This window comes from Geodermatophilus sp. SYSU D00079, from assembly GCF_054050635.1.
The window spans coordinates 1-17,744 of sequence record NZ_JBJGZS010000043.1; the positions used below are offsets into that span (position 1 = coordinate 1).

A 17,744-nucleotide genomic window follows, 5' to 3' on the forward strand; every position below is an offset into this window, starting at 1 on the left:
CAGCCGCATGTGGTAGGTGGCTGCGCCCAGCTGCTGGGCGGCCCACAGGAACGCATCGGCGTACTCCGGGCGCTCGGCGCCGCGGGACAGGACCGCCACGGTCTCGCCCTCGTGCACCGCCGACAGCTTCAGCTGCTCCAGGCAGATGGAGTTGAACAGGTTCTGGTCCATGGGTCTCTCCTGACTCAGGCCGGGGACAGGGGGGCGGTGTGTGCGAGCAGGTACGGACGGACGGCGTCGAGGAAGCCGGGCAGGGCGTCCCACGGCACCATGTGGCCGGCGCCGGGGACCGTCACGATCTCGATGTCGGGCCGGGCCCGCCGCAGGTCGGCGACGGCCGGGAGCGGGACGACCGGGCTGTCCCCGCCGCGCACCAGGACCACCGGCGGCGTGAGCCGGGCCCAGTAGTCGAAGAAGTCCTCGGTCTCGAAGCCCTCGTGGGTCTCGAGCACGGCGGTCTCGTCGCAGGAGGCGAGCACCTCTGCCCGCAGCTGCAGCTCGCGCTCGGGCCACCGCGGGTAGAAGCGGCGGACGCCGGCGGCGTCGGTACCGCGCTGGGCCTCGTGCAGCTGCTCGAGGAAGGCCTCGCGGGAGGTGGGGTACGGGCCGCGACCGGGGCCGGACGTCGGCGGGTCGACCAGCACCAGCAGCCCGTGGTCGGCCGGCTGGTGCAGCACCGCCCAGGCGGCGGCGATCCGGGCGCCCATGGAGTGCCCGACGACGACCGGTGAGCGCAGCTGCAGCGCCTCCACCAGCCCAGCGACGTCCGCGGCGTAGTCGGTCAGCCGGTGGGCGCCGGCCGGGGCCCGGTCGCTCTCCCCGCGCCCGCGGACGTCGGGCACCGTCACCCGGAACCCCAGGTCCGCGAGGAGCACCGCCAGGAAGTCGGCGGTCGCGGCCGGGCTGGTGATCCCGGGCAGCAGGAGCAGGTCCCGGGCACCGGGCTGCCCGTACCGCAGCACGTGGTGCCGCAGGCCGTTGGCCTCGACGTACGCGGACTCCCCGCGGATCTCGACGGTCGTCACGGGCGCACCTCCGCCGGCAGCTGGTCGACCGCCCACTCCAGCCACGGGGCGGCCAGCTCGGCCGCGGCGGGCAGCCGCACCCGGTCGGCCATGTACCGGAGCTTCTCCTCGGCCTTGGCCCGGGAGCACGCCCCTGACAGCACCCAGTCGCAGGTCAGCCCGGCGAGGGTCTCCAGGAAGGAGAGCGAGTCCCCGGCCTGGACGTCGTCGGCGCCGCGCAGTCCGCCCACCTCGTGCAGCCCGACCAGCCGGCGCACCTCCCGCAGCTGGACCTGTGCGGCGGCCGGGCCGATGCTGCCCAGCCAGACACCGACCGACTCCGCGGAGCGCAGCGAGTGCGGGTAGAGGTAGAAGGGGTCGTCCCAGACCTGGACGGCGTGGTCGAGCTTCGGGCCGCCGGGGAACATCCGCTCGATGTCGTGGGTCATGGCCGCCAGGCGCATCTCCACGGTCGCGGCCGGGTTGAGGTGCACCAGCCAGTCCCGCGCCCGCATCAGGTGCTCGGCCTGGTCGTAGGGGCGCACCCACTCGGCGGCGAGCGCCTCGACCTCGGTCTCCAGGGGCACCACGGGGGCCGTCCAGGGCATGGGGACCGACGTCGTGACCGACGGGGAGGCGGTCATCGCCGGCCCCGCCGCCGGCTGCGCCGCAGCCCCACGATGCTGAGGACCACCGACACCGCCGAGAGCGCCGCGGCCACCTTCGACCAGGGGTCGCCGGCCGGCACCCGCTCGGTCACCGGGGGCAGGGCCCGCAGCGCGGGGCGGGCGGCATCCGCGGTGCCCGCCGCCGTTCCGGCCGGGCGACCGGTGGCCGGCTGGGCGGCCCCGCCCAGCGCGGCCTCGAGGTTGCGGGCGAACTGCGCGGTCACCTTGCCGGCCTGCTTGGCGACCACCTTCTGGCCGACGCTGCCGAGCGCTCCGGCGAGCGCGACGTCGCCCTCGACCATCACCAGGGTGGCGTCGCCGGCCGGCTCCAGCTGGACCGAGACGGTGGCGCGCACGTTGCCCATCGCGCCCCGGACGCTCTTGCCGGTGGCCGTGAAGCCGATGAGCTTCTCCGGCACGCGCTCGACGATGGTCACCTTCGCCGCGAACGTCGCCGTCATCGGGCCCACGCTCTGGGTCAGCCGGACGTCGATGTCGTCGGGGGTGACGACGGTCAGCTCCTCGACCCCGGGCACGCACCCGGCGACGGCCTCGGGCCGCTCGAAGAACTCCCACACCGAGGCCACCGGCCGGGCGACCTCGAACTCCTCACGCAGCTTCATGGTTCCTCTCCTCCCGCACCGGGCGGGGTGTCTCCCCGGCGCCCGGGGACGCGGGGAACGGGGACGGACGGCGGGACCGTCCGTGGGGTCAGGTGGCGGCGCCGGTGCGCAGCTCGGTGAGCACGCGCCGCACGTACGCCGGCACGAGGTGGCGGCGGTACTCCGCGGAGGCGCGCACGTCGGACGGTGGGTCGGCGACCTCCAGCGCGGCGGCCGCGGCCGCGGCGACGGCGGCGTCGTCGAGCGCGGTGCCCTCCACCGCCGCCGCGGCGGCGGTGGCGAGGACCGGCGTGTCGGCCACCCCGCCGAGGGCGATCCGGACGCCGCGCCACCGTCCGTCGTCGTCACGGTCGCCGGTGGCCACCACGCTGACGACGGCGAAGTCGTTGTGCTTGCGGCACAGCTCCGCGAACGCGGCGTGCCGGGGTGACCGCGGGAACTCGACCTCGGTGACCAGCTCGTCGAGCTCCAGCGCGGTGGCGTAGGAGCCGACGTAGAGCTCCGACACCGGGATCCGGCGGGTGCCGCGCGGTCCGGTCGCGGTCACCACCGCGCCGAGCACGAGGGCGGCCAGCGGGAACTCCCCGGTCGGGTCGCCCTGCACCAGGGCCCCGCCGACCGTGCCCCGGTTGCGCACCTGCCGGTCGCCGATGTGCCGCACGATCCGGGGCAGCAGGGGCAGCCGCTCGGCGACCAGCTCCGAGCGCTCCAGTGTCGAGTAGCGCACCAGCGCCCCCAGCACGGTCCGCTCGCCGTCGACGCGCACGTCGTCCAGGTCGTCGACCTCGTTGATGTCGACGATCGCGGCCGGCCGCCACAGCCGCATGTTCAGCATGGGGACCAGGCTCTGGCCCCCGGCCAGCACCCGGGCGGTGCCGTCGTACTCCCCCAGCCGGGCCACGGCCTCGGCCACCGTGGCCGGCCGGTGGTAGGCGAAGGCTGCGGCCTTCACGAGGTCCGTCCCCTCCCCTGGGCGACGCCCACCCCGGCGAACCGGGCGAGCACGTGGTTGACCGCCGACTTCTTCTCCGTGACCAGCGGCGCGGCCGCGCGGGCGCTCCACACCGTCTCGGGGCGGACCTGCAGCACGTGCACGTCACCGGCCTCGCTGACGGCCCACTCGATGTCCTGCGGGGCGCCGCGGTGCCGCTCGATCCGCTTGGCGAGCTGGGCCAGTGCGTCGATCTGCGCGTCCTCCAGGCACGCCGCGTCACAGCGGTCGGTGGGGACCGGCACGAGCCCCACCGCGGAGGTGGCCGGATCGACGCTGTACTGCTCCTCCTGCCGGACCACCTCCCGCCGCACGACCTCGAAGGTGACCTTGTCGACGACGTAGCGGCTGGGGGTGATGCCGCCGCTGACCACGCCCTCCCCGAGGCCCCAGCAGCCCTCGATGACCACCTTGGAGCGATCGCCGCTGACCGGGTCTAGGGTGAACATGACCCCCGCCGAGCGCGCCTCGACCATCTGCTGGACGCCCACGCAGATGCCCTGGTCGGCCAGGACGGCGTCCGGGTCGGCGTCGGGCCGGTAGGTCAGGACCGCGGTCCCGAACATGCCGGCCCAGCAGCGGCGGACGTGGCGGAGCAGGTCCTCGACGCCGCGGATCCACAGGAACGTGTCGTACTGCCCGGCGAAGCTGGCACCGGCGAGGTCCTCGGACTCGCCGCTGGAGCGCACCGCCACGGGCAGCTCGACCTGGCCGGTGCGCCGCTCGAGCTCGGCGTACGCGGCCCGGATCTCCGCCTCCAGGTCGGCCGGCAGCGCAGCGGCCTCGATGGCGGCGGTGAACTCCGCGCTGATCGCCTGCACCTGGGCCAGGTCCGCGCCGCGGGCGCCGGCGCGCACCTCGCGGGCCCGCTCGGCGAGGCCGGCGGACGCCAGGAAGTGCCGGTAGGCGGCGGTGGTGATGCCGAAGCCGGGCGGGACGGCGAAGCCGGCGGCGGTCATCTCGGCGAGGCTGCCGAACTTGCCGCCGAGCTGGCGGTTGCCGTTGGCGGCCGGGTCGTCGATCCAGAGGACGAAGGGAGCGGTGGTGGTGGTGCTCATGCGGACTCGTCCTCCAGGACCCGGACGACGCCGGTGTCGCCGTCGACCTCGACCAGCTGGCCGGTGCGGATGGTGGTGGTGGCGAAGCCGGTGCCGACGACCGCCGGCAGGCCGTACTCGCGGCAGACGATGGCGGTGTGGGCCATGATCCCGCCGACGTCGGAGACGGCGGCCGACAGCCGCGAGAAGACCGGCGCCCAGCTGGGTGCGGTGATCCGGCAGACGAGGATGTCGCCGTCCTCCACCTCGTGCAGCTGCTCCGGGTCGATGATCACGCGGGCACGGCCGGTGACCCTGCCGGCGGAGGCGGCGACCCCACGCAGCTCGTTCGGGTCCTGGCCCTCGGTGCCCAGCCACTCCTGGACCGACTCCTGGGTGATGCCCCAGAGCATCACGGTCAGGGGCTCGGTGATGAACTCCGGCGGCACGCCGAGCGCGGGCAGCGGCGGGTTGGCCTTGAGCACCTCGCGGATGCGCTTGCGGCGCTCGACCTCGGGGCGCCAGTAGGTGACGCCGCGGGCCTCCGTGCCGGTCGCCCAGCCGATGTTGAGGTCGTAGAGCGCCGAGTAGATCTCGTTGCGGTGCAGGTAGAACAGGTCCTCGCGGTCGTCGAGGAATCCGTGGGCGACGAAGACGTCGCCGAGCTCGCGCACCTTCGACCAGAACAGCGAGTGGTGCCAGTGCTCCACGTAGAAGTTGTGGTTCTCGACGAACGGGAAGACCTGCCGGGCCAGCTCGACCAGCCCGTCGAAGGACTCCCGGTCCTCGTCGGTGGGCAGGTAGGTCCGGTACTCCGCGGTCACCCGGACCCGCTCGGCGAGGATCTCGTCCAGCGGACGCCGGATCTCCTCACCGGCCTGCAGCGCCTGGATGTAGCCCCGCAGTGCGCTGAAGGGCAGCCGCAGGTCGTCGATCCACGCCCGGTCGCTGTGGGTGTAGCCGGCGCCGGTCGAGAACCAGAACCACGGGTCCTTGGCCTCCTCGAACGCCGCGGTCCACCGCGCGCCGTTCGGGTGGGCCGCGATCGCCGCCAGCGTCGCGTCGGGGTCGTCGTGGCCGAGGACGACGTCGGCGAGCCCCAGTTCCACGGCCAGCCGGGCCAGCCCGCGCACCTCGTCGTCGGGACGGAACAGCAGGATGTCGATGCCCGACACCATGCTGGCGATGGTCTGGTCGGTGATGCCCGGGAACGCGGCCTGGCAGAACTCCCGGAAGGTGAGGTAGGCGCCGTACCCGAGGTTGAGCATCTCGAAGTGGTAGGAGCCCATCTCGAACAGGTTGTGGATCAGCTCGCCGTAGCTGGTGAGCAGGTCGTAGGTGGAGTAGGTGCCCCGGTGCTCGAGCACGCTGTCCAGCGGCTCCATCTCCGGCAGCGGCGCGAACCGGATCGCCTTGAGGCGCTCGATGCAGCCGGTGGCCTTGGCGACCCACTGCTCGTAGATCTCGTCCCAGTTCTCGTAGTAGTGGCCTGCCCGGACCGCGAAGTCCTCCGCCCGCCGGGCGACCTCCTCGGGGTCGGTGACGGCGTTCGGGCTGATGTAGAGGTAGCCGTTGATGATCCGGTGGTCGATCCCCCCGGCCGGCGGGACCGGCCACACACGGGTGGACATCTGGCTGGCCGCGACCCACCAGTTCTCGGTCATGATCGTGTCGAACGGGTACAGCGGCTCCGGGTTGTGCATCCCGTCGAAGAACCAGAACTTGCCGTCCTCGAACTCCCGGCGCTCGTCGCTGAGCAGCGCGTAGTACGGGTACATGCTCTCCCAGCCCTCGGCGCCGGCCGGGGTCTGCACCGCGAACGGGCTGGCGAAGCGCTGGCCGGGGATCGCCTGGGCGGGGGCCTCGGGCGCCGATCCCGGTCGCGGCTCGGGCAGGGCGTCGGTCGAGGGGCTGGAACTGGTGAGCGTCATGCGGGCGCCTCCGCCTGGGAGAGGGTCGTGGACAGGTGCTCCGGCGCGGGCGGGCCCGGCCGCGGTGCCGTACGCGGGACCGGAGCCGGCTCGGCCGGCAGGGTCCCGAGGTAACCGAGGACGTCGTCGAGCGGGACGACGTCGCCGTACTTCTCCTGGATGTCGAACAGGCTGGCCTCGTGCGGACCGGCCGCCCGGTCGGCCACGCACTCGCGGGGGACCAGCACCGGATAGCCGGACTGGACGGCGTCGACGACGGTGGCGCGGACGCAGCCGCTGGTGGTCGCGCCCGTGACGACGACCGTGTCGGCCCCGAGGGAGGCGAGGTGCGCGGCCAGGGCGGTACCGAAGAACGCAGACGCCCCGGTCTTGACCACCAGGTGCTCGTCCGGCCGAGGGGCGAGGCGGGCGTCGACCTCGACCAGCCGACTGCCGGCCACCAGGGCGGCCATGCCGGTCGCCTTCTGCAGCCACGCGAGTGAGGCGACCTGCGCCGGGTCGTAGGCGATGGCCGTGAAGACGACCGGCACCCCGGCGGTCCGGGCGGCGTCGAGCAGGCGAGCGGTGGCGGTGACCGGGCCGGTCATGTCCGCCGCCGTCGGGTACTGGGGGTCGGTGAAGCCGTAGGTGTAGTCGACGACGACCACGACCGGCCGCGTACCGCGGCGCACCGGCCGGCCGAAGCCGGCCCGTTCGTAGACGCGGGTCGTGGCGCTGGGTTCCACAGCGGTCCTCTCCGGGTGTCGAGGCGACGGGGTGGTGTGGTCTGCACCACCGAAGCTGTGGCATACGTGTATACCAACCACGCGCAGCGGTGCAACCCCCGTCACAGGTCCAGGCTCAGCCTCCACCGTCGACCACCCCCGACGGAAGCCCCCGGCGCAGATGTAACAGCGCCGACATCAGGTGTAACAGCGCTGGTACGGGCCACGGAGCCGGTCGCACCGGAACCGGCCGGGAGGTCTTGTCGGGCCTGGCATACCGGTATACGTTCCCGCCTCAATCGATCCCCGCGCCGCTCCTGCAGGGGGTCGGGCCGCACCGCTCCGCCGGTCCCAGCGCCGCTTCCGGACGGGTCAGCACCATCCCGCACACGCCGTCGCGCTGCCCTGCGCGCACGGCTCCCACCCCTGCACAGGAGTCGGAATGGAACAGTTCCCCGAACAGGCGTCCACGAACTGGATCATGTCCACGTTCATCTACACGCTCGGCGCCGTGGCCGTGCTGCTCGTGGTCGCCGGCCTGGTCTTCATCGACAAGGGCCTCGTCCGCCGCCGCAACGTCCTCGACACGACCGTCCAGAAGATCGGCGCCGCGATGGTCGGCGGTCTGGGCACCCTGCTCATCGGTTACCCGATCTGGCAGTGGCAGTTCAACCAGGCCTTCGGCGTCCCGCAGCCGTTCTGGCAGGCGGTGCAGGACTGGTGGCTCGGCGGCGCGTTCACCAACACCGCCTCCCGCCACATCGACCCGGCCGCCCTGCCGGAGGCCGACGTCCTGCAGATCTTCCTGGTCTTCTTCGTGACGTTCACGATGGCGACGATGGCGCTGATCCACACCGGCGTCGTCGAGCGGATCAAGCCGCTGCCGCTGTACGTGATGTCCTTCGTCGTCGGCGCCGTGCTCTCGCCGCTGGTGGGCTACCTGTGCTGGGGCTCGCTGTCCCCGCTGACCCTGAGGGGCACCCACGACTTCGACGGGATCTTCCCGCTCTACATCACCGCGGGCACGTTCGTGCTGGTCCTGGCCTGGCGGGTGGGCCCGCGGCTCGGGGCCTTCCGCCCGCACCCGAGCGGCGCGCGGCCGGCCTCGCACAACGCCGCGTTCGTCGGCGTCGGTGTGCTGCTGATCCTGTTCGCCCTGCCGTTCATCACCATCGGCAGCGGCTACATCGTCCCCGACGTCGGCTTCTTCGGCATCTCCTTCACCGAGAGCGGCCTGGGCATCGTCATCGTCAACCTGTTCGCCGGGGTGCTCGGCGGGGCCGTCGTCGGCCTGCTGCTGGCCTACCTGCGGCGCGAGTCGTCCTGGGCGCTGCTCGGTCCCATCGCCGGCGTCGTCATGGGGGGCACGCTGTTCGACATCGGCTCGGCGTGGGCCTGCCTGCTGGTCGGGGCGCTGGGCCCGCTGGTCGCCCTGGGCACGGCCGCGGTGCTGCGGAAGCTGCACATCGACGACCCCAAGGTCGTCCCGCTGGCCCTCGGCCCGGGCGTGGTCGGCGCACTCCTGACCGGCTTCCTCGAGTGGGGCACCCCCACCGGCGGCTACATCGGCCTCGAGGGCCGGTACGCCGTGGGCGTCGGCGAGATCACCCCGTGGTGGCAGCTCGCCGGCGTCGTCGCCACGATGCTCGTCGCCGGCGTGCCGGCACTGCTCATGTGCCTGTTCTTCGAGCGCTTCGGCGGCCTGCGGGTCGACGAGGAGACCGAGCTGGTCGGCCTGGACGCCGCCCAGTGGGGCGTGACCAACTTCGCCGACGACCTGGACCCGGCGTCGCCGGCCCTCCCGGCGTCGCGGCCGGCGCCGGAGAGCACCCCGACCGGGGGGTTGCCGGTCTGATCTGCGCGCGGGGGCGCTCCCGATCGCGTCGGGAGCGCCCCCGTCGGGGGACGACGGGCCGCGGAACGGCGGGTGCGACGCCGGTGACCCGTATCCTCCCCGGAGCCAGGTGCAACGAGGGGCCCGCAGATCCGGGCCCCCGGGGACGGAGCGCAGGATGCAGCCCTTGGGACGTGGTCTGGTCCCGATGTCCCAGCGCACCAGCGAGGGCGTGGCCCGGATCCTGCGCACCGAGATCTTCTCGGGCCAGCTCAAGCCCGGCGAGCCGCTGCCCGAGCGGCTGATCGCCGAGCAGCTGGGGGTCAGCCGGACGCCGGTCCGCGAGGCGCTGTTCACCCTGCAGAGCGAGGGCCTGGTCGAGCTGACCCCCAACAGGGGTGCGTCGGTGCGCACGATCACCGCCCACGACATCGTGCAGATCTACTCGCTGCGCGGCGTCCTGGAGTCCTACGCGGCCCGCGAGGCCGCGCAGACCCGCACCCGGCAGGACCTCGACGCCCTCGAGGACGCCCACGCCAAGCTGGAGCGGATCACCGCCTCCGGGGGCACCGCACCGGAGCAGGCCCTGGCCGACCTGACCTTCCACACGCTGATCAGCGAGGCCACCGGCAGCCGGCTGCTGCACACGATCATGGGGCAGGTGCTGGCGTTCACCGTCAGCTACCGCTCCAACTACGCCTACCCGTCGGCCCGCGCCGCCGCGGCGATCGACGAGCACCGGGCCATCCTCGACGCCCTGCGCGACGGGGACGCCGACGCCGCGGAACGCCTCATGCGCGAGCACGTGGCCTCCTCCAGCCGGTTCGCGCTGGAGCAGTTCCACGACCCGGAGCGCGGTCCCGTCGGCTGACCCCGCGGGGCGAGCGACGCGCTCAGCGGGTCACTCGACGGTCTCGATGTCGAACTGCGCGGTGCCGTCCTCGACGGAGGTGACGGTGATCTTCAGCTCGATCTCCTCGTCGGTGTCCGGGTCGGTGGCGGTGCACTGCGTGGTCGCGTCCACCTCCGCCTCCAGGTCGCCGGGGCAGGAGACGTCGGGGGCGACGCCGAACTCGGCCTCGATCGCGCTGGCCACCTGGTTCTCCAGCTCCCCCTGCTCGATGGCCGAGCTGCACGCGGTCAGTCCGAGGGTCAGCGCCGGGACGGCGAGGAGCAGGGCCGGACGACGGCCGGGACGGTGCACGGTGCTCTCCTGGGGACGGCGCTCGGAAGATCACCTGACCCTAGTCCCGGAACGGGAACGGCCCCCGCGGGGTCGGGTGGATCGCACCCGACCCCGCGGGGGCCGTCGTCGCCGCAGCGGTCAGAGGGTGAACCGGGCGACCCGCTGCTGCAGCTCGGAGGCCTCGCCGGCCAGCTGCTCGGCCAGCACCCGGGACTCCTCGATCCGGCCGGCGCTGGTCTCCGACGCCCCGGCCACGGCCTCCGCGCCGCGGGCGATGTCCTCGCTGCCCTGCGCGGCCACGCCGATGTTGCGGTCGATCTCGGCGGCCGCGGCGGTCTGCTGCTCGACGGCGGCGGCGATCGTCGTCTGGAGGGCGTTGATCTGGCCGACGGTCTCACCGATCCGGCCGATCGCGCGCACCGCCTGACCGGAGTCGGCCTGGATGGCCTGGATGCGCTGGGAGACGTCCTCGGTGGCCTTGGCCGTCTCCTGGGCCAGCTCCTTGACCTCGTTGGCGACGACGGCGAAGCCCTTGCCGGCCTCCCCGGCCCGCGCCGCCTCGATCGTGGCGTTGAGGGCCAGCAGGTTGGTCTGCTCGGCGATGCCGGTGATGACCTTGATGACGTTGCCGATCTCGGCCGACGAGCTGCCCAGCTGGGTGAGCGTGTCGTTGGTGCTGGCCACGATGCGGACGGCGTCCTCGGCCACGCCGGCGGCCTCCTGGGCCGACCGGGAGATCTCCCGGATCGAGGCGCTCATCTCGGCCGAGCCGGTGGCCACCTGGCCGACGTTGCCGGACACGGCGGCGGCGGTGCCGGACACCGACTGGGCGTGCACCGCGCCGGTGCGGGAGGCGTCGACCACGCCCGCGGTCGCCCGGGTGAGGTCGCCGACCAGCGTGGTCATCGAGCCGGCCGAGGTCGCGACACCGGCGACCATCTCGCGGATCCGGCTCACGCCCTGGGAGAGCGCGCCGCCCAGCTGGCCCAGCTCGTCCTCGGTGTCGACGGCGATCGCGTGCGACAGGTCGCCGCGGGCCAGGGCGTCGGCCGCCTCGCGGACCGGCACGATCCGGCGCCGGATGTCGCGGGCCAGCGCGATGCCGAGCCCGAGGGCCAGCACCGTGCCGAGGGCCAGGAGCGCCAGGAGCCAGGCCCGCGCGGTACCGAAGCTGTCACCGATCTTGGCCCGGCTGACCTGCTCGTCCGCGACCAGGGCGTCCTTCATGTCGGAGACGTCGGCCTGGAACTGGAGGTAGGCGGCGGTGGCGGCGTCCCCCAGGGCCTGCGCGTTCGGGTCGTGGGCCGCGGTGGCGGCGCGGTAGGCGGCGTCCTTGGTCGCCATGTCCTCCCAGTCGTCGGCGAGCAGCTCCGCGTGGTCCTGCAGCTCGGCCGGGGTGTGCGCGAGCAGCGCCGCGATGTCGGCGTCGGTGGCCACCCGGGAGTCCTCCTGGAGGCCGCTCTGCATCTGCGCGATGTCGGGCTGGCCCTGCACGGCGCCCAGCGCGGCGACCAGGCCGTGCACCGAGTAGGCCTGGAAGTCGTCGGTCAGTTTCTGCAGGTCGGCCAGCGGGCGGACGTCCCGGGCGGCGAGGTCCTCCACCTGGCGGTGGATGGACGACATCTGCGCGACGTTGATCAGCCCGAGGGTCACCATGACCGCCGCGACGCCCAGGAAGGCGGCGACGAGCTTGGTGCGGACGCTGCGCCGCAGGAACGAGGGGGTCAGGGACACCGAGGGGGCTCCATCGACGAGACGGGGGACGACGCTCGGTCATCGGCACGCCATCGTCCGGATCAAGCGGAGCGGCCGGAGGATGACCCAGACCACATCGTCAGGCCCCCAGCACCAGCCGGGTCACCGCCGCGGGGAGGTCGTCCCCGAGCGGGCGGCGACCGACCAGCCGGCCGGCCTCCGCCGGGGGGACGCCGGCCGCCTGCAGCACCTCGAGCGCCTGGACGTCGGGCAGCGCCTCGAACCACCGCCGGCCGAGCGCGGACCGCCCCGCGGCGGTGGGCCGCCCCCACAGCCGCAGCCGCGCCATCCCGCCGTCGGGGAAGACGTCCAGCCGCACCCGGTCGACCGCCGGCCCGCCCGCGAGGACGAACCGGTGCCGGGTGTCGGGCTGCAGCCGGGTCCGGGGCAGGACGACGACCTCGCCTTGCGGACCGCTGCCGGTGAGCGACGCCGAGCCGGGCGCGTTGCCCAGGAACCAGGTGGTGTCCAGCTCGGCGAGGGTTCCCACGCCCTCGCAGGCCAGCGCGAGCTCGACCCAGTCGTTGCCCTCGCCGCGGCGCCGGCGGGTCTCCCAGCCCTCGGCCATGGAGCGGGCCGGGCCGGGGGCGATCAGCTGGTGCGGGCGGCCGTAGAACTCGTCGCTCACCGCGGTCACGCGGGCTCCGCACTCCTCCGCGGCCAGGTCGACGGGGCCGGCGTCGAGCAGCCGCGGGTCGGGCAGCACGGTGCCGTGCACCCGCAGCCGGGCGACACCGCCGTCCGGGTGGATGGTGAGCCGCACGTGGGTGAGGCGCCGGTCGGAGTCGACGGGGAAGACGTTGGCGGTGTCGCCCTCGAGCTCCGACGGGGGCAGCAGCGGCCGCCAGTCCGCCCGGTCGAGCTCGGCCACGGTGGGGTGCCCCTCCACCGCGGCGCCGTCCACCGACGCCCGCGAGGGCGAGTTGCCGGTGAAGAAGGCGGTGTCGACGACGACGGCCGCCACCACCCCGGGCGCGCCCAGCCGGACGACGGCCCAGTCGGCTCCCGGCGTGCGTCGCCGGCGGGTCTCCCAGCCGTCGTACTCCTTGCCGCGGGGGCCGAACTCCGTGCGGGGCACCGGCGGGTGCGGCAGCACGAGGTTCTCCTTGGCCGCGAAGAACTCGTCGCTGGCGGCGACGACGGCACCGCCGAGCGCACGGCCGGCCAGGTCGGGCAGGCGGGTCCAGTCCCTCATGGCGCTCCCTCGCGGTCCGGGCGGGGTCACTGTCGCACCACCGCTCACGGGACGGCGTCCCGGACGAGCAGCCGGCCGACCGGTGCGCCGTCGGCCGGCTGCCCGCGCAGCCAGGTCCGGCGCACGACGCCGGTCAGCCGCCGGCCGGCGTAGGGCGTGACCGGGTGCCGGTGCAGCAGCGCCCCGACGGTGGCGACCTCGTCAGGGGCGAACGCCACCAGGTCCGCGTCGCGCCCGACCGCGATCGCCCCCTTGCGGCGCAGCCCGGTCAGCCGCGCCGGCGCCGCGGACGTCCACGCCGCGACCTGCGTCAGCGTCAGCCCCCGCGCGCGGGCACCGGTCCACACCGCGGGCAGCCCGACCTGCAGCGAGGCGATGCCGCCCCAGGCCGACCCGAAGTCGCCGGTCCCGAGCTGCTTCAGCCCGGGCGGGCACGGCGAGTGGTCACTCACGACGAGGTCGACGTCCCCGCCGGCGAGCGCCGCCCACAGCGCCTCCCGGTGCCGCGCCCCGCGGATCGGCGGGCAGCACTTGAACGCCGTGGCGCCCTCGGGGACCTCCTCGGCGGCGAAGGTCAGGTAGTGCGGGCAGGTCTCCACCGTGATGCGGACACCGTCGGCGCGGGCGCGGCGCAGCAGCGGGAGCGCGTCGGCGTCGGCGAGGTGGACGACGTGCACCCGCGCCCCCGTGTCGCGGGCCGCCGCCACCAGCCCGGCGATGGCCGACTCCTCCGCCGCCTCCGGTCGCGACGCGAGGAAGGCGGCGTAGCTGGGGCCGCGGGGCGGGGGTGCGGCCGCGATGACGGCGGGGTCCTCGGCGTGCGCGACGAGCAGCCCGTCTAGGCCGGCGAGCTCGGCGAGGGCGGCCCGCAGCCCGGCGTCGTCCAGCGGGGGGAACTCCGGCACGCCGGAGTCGACCAGGAAGCACTTGAACCCGACGACGCCGGCCTCGTGCAGCGGGCGCAGCTGGTCGAGGTTGCCCGGCACCGCGCCGCCCCAGAAGGCGACGTCGACGGCCACCTGCCCCCGGGCGACCTGCCGCTTCACGTGCAACGCCTCGATCGTGGTCGTCGGGGGCACGCAGTTCAGCGGCATGTCGACGACCGTGGTGACGCCCCCGGCGGCCGCGGCCCTCGACGCGCTGGCGAAGCCCTCCCACTCGGTGCGGCCCGGCTCGTCGACGTGCACGTGGCTGTCGACCAGGCCCGGCAGCAGCACCTCGTCGTCGGCGAGGGTCACCGCGCCGGCCGGGGCGTCGTCGAAGGCCGTGACGGCGGCGATCCGCCCCTGCTCGGTGTGCACCGCGGCGGCCCGCTCCCCGTCGGGGAGGACGACGCGCCGCGCGCGGACGACGAGGCTCACGCCGTCCTCACCGCAGCGGCCGGAAGAGCTCCCGGATGTCGGCGACGAGCAGGTCGGGCTGCTCCATCGCGGCGAAGTGGCCGCCGCGGTCGTGCTCGCGCCACAGCCGCAGGTCGGTGAACTGCTCCTGCACCCACTCGCGGGGCGGCTGGAAGATCTCGTGCGGGAACAGCGACACCCCGGTCGGGACGCCGACCGCCGGCGTCCGCCCGGACGGCGACTGCGCCATCTGCCAGTACATCCGCGCCGACGACGTGGCCGAGGCGGTGAACCAGTAGGTGCTGACGTGGTCGAGGATCCGGTCGGCGCCCAGCGCCGCCACCGGGTCGCCGTCGCAGTCGGACCAGGCGTGGAACTTCTCCAGGATCCAGGCGCACTGGCCGGCCGGGGAGTCGGTGAGCCCGTAGCCGAGGGTCTGCGGGCGGGTGCGTTGCTGCTGGTTGTAGGCCGCCCCCTCGGTGCGGAAGCGGCGTTCCCGGTCCAGGGCCCGCTGCTCGCGCTCGGTGAACTCGGTGCGGCCGGCCGGTGGCCCGCTGACGACCATGTTCAGGTGGATGCCGACCACGCGGTCGGGGTGACGGGCGCCGAGGTTGGCCGAGACGAAGGAGCCGATGTCGCCGCCCTGGGCGCCGAAGCGCGCGTACCCGAGCCGGCCCATGAGCTCGGCCCACGCGTCGGCGGTGCGCTCCAGCCCCCACCCCGGCGTGGAGGGCTTGCCGCTCCAGCCGAACCCCGGCAGCGAGGGGACGACGACGGAGAACGCGTCCCCGCCGTCCGCGGGGTCGGTGAGCGGCCCGAGGACGTCGAGGAACTCCGCGACCGACCCCGGCCAGCCGTGGGTGAGCAGCAGGGGCAGCGCGCCGTCGTGCGGGGACCGCACGTGGAGGAAGTGGATCGGCAGCCCGTCGATCTCGGTGACGAACTGCGGGACGGCGTTGAGCCGCTCCTGCCGGGCCGGCCAGTCGTAGCCGTCGGCCCAGTACCCGCAGACCTCGCGCAACCGCTCCAGCGGCACGCCCTGCGACCAGTCGTCGACGGTCGCCGGCTCCGGCCAGCGGGTGGCGTGCAACCGGCGGCGGAGCTCCTCGACCTCGGAGGCCGGCACGTCCACGGCGAAGGGCCTGATGGGGGCGTCGTCCACGGCGCCACCGTAACGGGGCTTGTGCCGCTCGACCGAGCGGTTCTATGGTTCGTTACATGAGTAACGAACCAACGGACCGACGGGGCCCCGGCCGGGAACCGTCGTGAACGAGGACGGCGGCCCGATCTTCCGGCAGGTCGCCGAGCAGATCGAGAACGCGATCGTCGACGGCTCCCTCCCCGAGGAGAGCCAGGCGCCCTCGTCCAACGAGCTGGCCGCCTTCCACCGGATCAACCCCGCCACCGCCGCCAAGGGGCTCAACCAGCTGGTGGCCGACGGGGTCCTCTACAAGAGACGAGGAGTGGGGATGTTCGTCGCCCCAGGCGCCCGTGAGCAGCTGCTCAAGCGGCGGCGCAGCGAGTTCGCCGACCAGTACGTCCGCCCCCTCATGACCGAGGCACAGAAGCTGGGCATCTCCAGCCGCGAGCTGACGGCCATGATCGACCGCTGGGGAGGCGCCCGATGACCGCCGCGGCCACCGTCACCGACGTCACCATGCGCTTCCGGGAGCACACCGCCCTCGACGGCGTGACCACCGCCTTCGAGCAGGACGCGATCACCGGGCTGCTGGGCCGCAACGGCGCCGGCAAGACCACGCTGATGCAGCTGCTGACCGGGCACCGCGTGCCGACACGGGGTCGCGTCGAGGTCCTGGGCGGCGCGCCCTACGAGAACGACGCCGTGCTGAGCGGGATCTGCTTCATCAAGGAGGGCCAGCGCTACCCCGACCACTTCCGGGTGCAGGATGCGCTGGACTCCGCCGCGATGCTGTTCCCGGACTGGGACGCCGACCTCGCCGCCGCCCTCGTGCGGGACTTCGACCTGCCGCCGAAGCGCATGATCAAGAAGCTCTCCCGCGGCATGAACTCCGCGGTCGGCATCGTGATCGGTCTCGCCTCGCGGGCGCCGGTCACCCTGTTCGACGAGCCCTACCTGGGTCTGGACGCCGTCGCCCGGCAGCTGTTCTACGACCGGCTGCTCGCCGACTACGCCGAGAACCCCCGCACCGTCGTCCTGTCCACGCACCTCATCGAGGAGATCGCCAGCCTGCTCGAGCGGGTCCTGCTCATCGACCGCGGCCGCGTGCTGCTGGACGCCGACGCCGAGTCGCTGCGGGGCAGTGCCCTGACCGTCACCGGCACCCGGCCGAAGGTGGAGGCGTTCGCCGCCGGCCACGAGCTCCTGCACACCGAGTCGCTGGGCGGGCACAGCCGCGCCGTCGTCCGGCTGCGCCCCGGGACCGGACCCGAGGACGCCGCCGCGGCCGGCCTCTCCTGGCAGGCCACCAGCCTCCAGCAACTCGTCGTGGCCATGAGCCTGCGGACGGCGCAGGACCGTCCGACCGCCCCCGCCGACCTCGAGGAGGTCTCCCGGTGAACCGTGTCCTCGCCGCCGCCCGCCTGCACTTGAAGAACCCCCTGGTCACGCTCGGGGTCCCGTGGATGGTCGGGACGATCAGCTTCGTCATCAACTGGGCCATCTGGGCGCTCGCGGACGTGGCGGAACACGACCCCAACAACCTCACCGGTGGGGTCACCGCGCTCTACATCACCGTGTGCGTGGTGTTCGTCCAGGCGCTGACCCAGATGCTGCCCTTCGCGATGGGCATCAGCCTCAGCCGGCGCACCTACTGGCTCGGCACCGCGCTGGTCGGCGTCGTCTCGGCGGTCGGGTACGGCATCGCGCTGGCCGTCCTCAACGAGATCGGCCAGGCCACCGGTGGCTGGGGCGTGGGGCTCAACTTCTGGGTCCCGACGCCGCTGCTGGCGGACAACTTCGCCCTGCAGGTGCTCTACTCCGGCGGCCCGATGCTGGCGCTGATCTTCCTCGGCATCGGGATCGGGGTGGTGTTCAAGCTCTGGGGCCCCAACGGGTTGTGGGCGCTGCTGCTGGCCAGCGTCGTCGTGATCGGCGGCCTGGCCGTCCTGACGACGGGGCTGAGCGCCTGGGGCGACGTGTGGGCCTGGCTGACCGACCGGACGGCCCTCACCCTGACGCTGGGCATCCCCGCTGCCATCGCCGCGGTGGTGGCGGCGGCGTCCTTCGCGGGGATCCGCCGCGTCGTCCCCTGACCGCACGGCACGCCGGCCCCGCTCCGTCAGTGACGGAGCGGGGCCGATGCCGTCGCGGTAACCGAACTCCCTGCCGGTGCGCCGCAGGTGTCCGTACTCGAATGGTCCCGGACATGCGACAGGGCCCCAGCAGATGCTGGGGCCCTGTCGGGAATGGTTGTCCGGCGGCGTCCTACTCTCCCACCCCGTCTCCAGGGCAGTACCATCGGCGCTGAGAGGCTTAGCTTCCGGGTTCGGAATGA

The 17,744-nt window shown here is 73.8% G+C and carries 17 protein-coding genes and 1 rRNA gene; 5 read left to right on the forward strand and 13 right to left on the reverse strand.

Going from position 1 to position 17,744, the window contains the following annotated elements; all coding sequences use genetic code 11:
- Positions 1–185 precede the first annotated feature (185 nt).
- The 7 genes from ACI79E_RS21505 to ACI79E_RS21535 form a co-directional block, all read right to left on the reverse strand.
- Positions 186–1,025 (reverse strand): alpha/beta fold hydrolase, encoded by an 840-nt coding sequence (locus tag ACI79E_RS21505; RefSeq protein WP_456934617.1) that lies wholly within the window; start codon positions 1,023–1,025, stop codon positions 186–188.
- A complete protein-coding gene (locus tag ACI79E_RS21510) occupies positions 1,022–1,648 on the reverse strand; it encodes a hypothetical protein (RefSeq protein ID WP_456934618.1) in 627 nt (208 codons plus the stop codon). The genes ACI79E_RS21505 and ACI79E_RS21510 overlap by 4 nt, the downstream gene beginning before the upstream one ends.
- The gene (locus ACI79E_RS21515) at positions 1,645–2,295 is read right to left on the reverse strand and encodes a CoxG family protein (RefSeq protein ID WP_456934619.1); all 651 of its coding nucleotides are present in this window, start codon (positions 2,293–2,295) and stop codon (positions 1,645–1,647) included. Before ACI79E_RS21515 ends, ACI79E_RS21510 begins: the two co-directional genes overlap by 4 nt.
- 88 nt (positions 2,296–2,383) lie before the next feature.
- Positions 2,384–3,247 (reverse strand): FAD binding domain-containing protein, encoded by an 864-nt coding sequence (locus ACI79E_RS21520; protein WP_456934620.1) that lies wholly within the window; start codon positions 3,245–3,247, stop codon positions 2,384–2,386.
- On the reverse strand, positions 3,244–4,344 hold the full coding sequence (locus ACI79E_RS21525; protein WP_456934621.1) for a PEP/pyruvate-binding domain-containing protein: 1,101 nt from the start codon (positions 4,342–4,344) through the stop codon (positions 3,244–3,246). Before ACI79E_RS21525 ends, ACI79E_RS21520 begins: the two co-directional genes overlap by 4 nt.
- Complete coding sequence (locus ACI79E_RS21530) at positions 4,341–6,254, reverse strand: PEP-utilizing enzyme (RefSeq protein ID WP_456934622.1); 1,914 nt, start codon at positions 6,252–6,254, stop codon at positions 4,341–4,343. Before ACI79E_RS21530 ends, ACI79E_RS21525 begins: the two co-directional genes overlap by 4 nt.
- The gene (locus ACI79E_RS21535; protein ID WP_456934623.1) at positions 6,251–6,979 is read right to left on the reverse strand and encodes an isochorismatase family protein; all 729 of its coding nucleotides are present in this window, start codon (positions 6,977–6,979) and stop codon (positions 6,251–6,253) included. The genes ACI79E_RS21530 and ACI79E_RS21535 overlap by 4 nt, the downstream gene beginning before the upstream one ends.
- Positions 6,980–7,400: 421 nt before the next feature.
- Between ACI79E_RS21535 and ACI79E_RS21540 the strand changes: the two genes are divergently transcribed.
- Positions 7,401–8,813, forward strand: coding sequence for a hypothetical protein (locus ACI79E_RS21540; protein WP_456934624.1), 1,413 nt, complete (start codon positions 7,401–7,403; stop codon positions 8,811–8,813).
- Between the two features lie 187 nt (positions 8,814–9,000).
- Positions 9,001–9,663 carry a GntR family transcriptional regulator gene (locus ACI79E_RS21545; protein WP_456934625.1) on the forward strand — a complete coding sequence of 221 codons (663 nt, stop codon included), beginning with the start codon at positions 9,001–9,003 and terminating at the stop codon, positions 9,661–9,663.
- 30 nt (positions 9,664–9,693) lie between these two features.
- Here ACI79E_RS21545 and ACI79E_RS21550 read toward each other — a convergent pair whose 3' ends face one another.
- From ACI79E_RS21550 to ACI79E_RS21570, 5 genes are all read right to left on the reverse strand, one after another.
- Complete coding sequence (locus tag ACI79E_RS21550; protein ID WP_456934626.1) at positions 9,694–9,996, reverse strand: DUF4333 domain-containing protein; 303 nt, start codon at positions 9,994–9,996, stop codon at positions 9,694–9,696.
- Positions 9,997–10,116: 120 nt separating this feature from the next.
- Positions 10,117–11,712, reverse strand: a complete 1,596-nt coding sequence (locus tag ACI79E_RS21555; protein WP_456934627.1) for a methyl-accepting chemotaxis protein — start codon at positions 11,710–11,712, stop codon at positions 10,117–10,119.
- A gap of 100 nt (positions 11,713–11,812) precedes the next feature.
- On the reverse strand, positions 11,813–12,928 hold the full coding sequence (gene alc / locus ACI79E_RS21560; protein ID WP_456934628.1) for an allantoicase: 1,116 nt from the start codon (positions 12,926–12,928) through the stop codon (positions 11,813–11,815).
- Positions 12,929–12,972: 44 nt separating this feature from the next.
- Positions 12,973–14,289, reverse strand: a complete 1,317-nt coding sequence (gene allB, locus ACI79E_RS21565; RefSeq protein WP_456934629.1) for an allantoinase AllB — start codon at positions 14,287–14,289, stop codon at positions 12,973–12,975.
- Between the two features lie 7 nt (positions 14,290–14,296).
- The gene (locus ACI79E_RS21570; protein ID WP_456934630.1) at positions 14,297–15,430 is read right to left on the reverse strand and encodes an epoxide hydrolase family protein; all 1,134 of its coding nucleotides are present in this window, start codon (positions 15,428–15,430) and stop codon (positions 14,297–14,299) included.
- A gap of 103 nt (positions 15,431–15,533) precedes the next feature.
- Here ACI79E_RS21570 and ACI79E_RS21575 point away from each other — a divergent pair, with 103 nt between their 5' ends.
- The 3 genes from ACI79E_RS21575 to ACI79E_RS21585 are packed head-to-tail and all read left to right on the forward strand — an operon-like array spanning position 15,534 to position 17,502.
- Positions 15,534–15,896, forward strand: a complete 363-nt coding sequence (locus ACI79E_RS21575; protein ID WP_097209290.1) for a GntR family transcriptional regulator — start codon at positions 15,534–15,536, stop codon at positions 15,894–15,896.
- On the forward strand, positions 15,893–16,807 hold the full coding sequence (locus ACI79E_RS21580; RefSeq protein WP_456934631.1) for an ATP-binding cassette domain-containing protein: 915 nt from the start codon (positions 15,893–15,895) through the stop codon (positions 16,805–16,807). The genes ACI79E_RS21575 and ACI79E_RS21580 overlap by 4 nt, the downstream gene beginning before the upstream one ends.
- A complete protein-coding gene (locus tag ACI79E_RS21585; protein ID WP_456934632.1) occupies positions 16,804–17,502 on the forward strand; it encodes a hypothetical protein in 699 nt (232 codons plus the stop codon). The genes ACI79E_RS21580 and ACI79E_RS21585 overlap by 4 nt, the downstream gene beginning before the upstream one ends.
- A 159-nt stretch (positions 17,503–17,661) precedes the next feature.
- Here the strand turns inward: ACI79E_RS21585 and rrf are convergent.
- Positions 17,662–17,744 (reverse strand): 5S ribosomal RNA (gene rrf, locus ACI79E_RS21590); the annotation flags it as partial.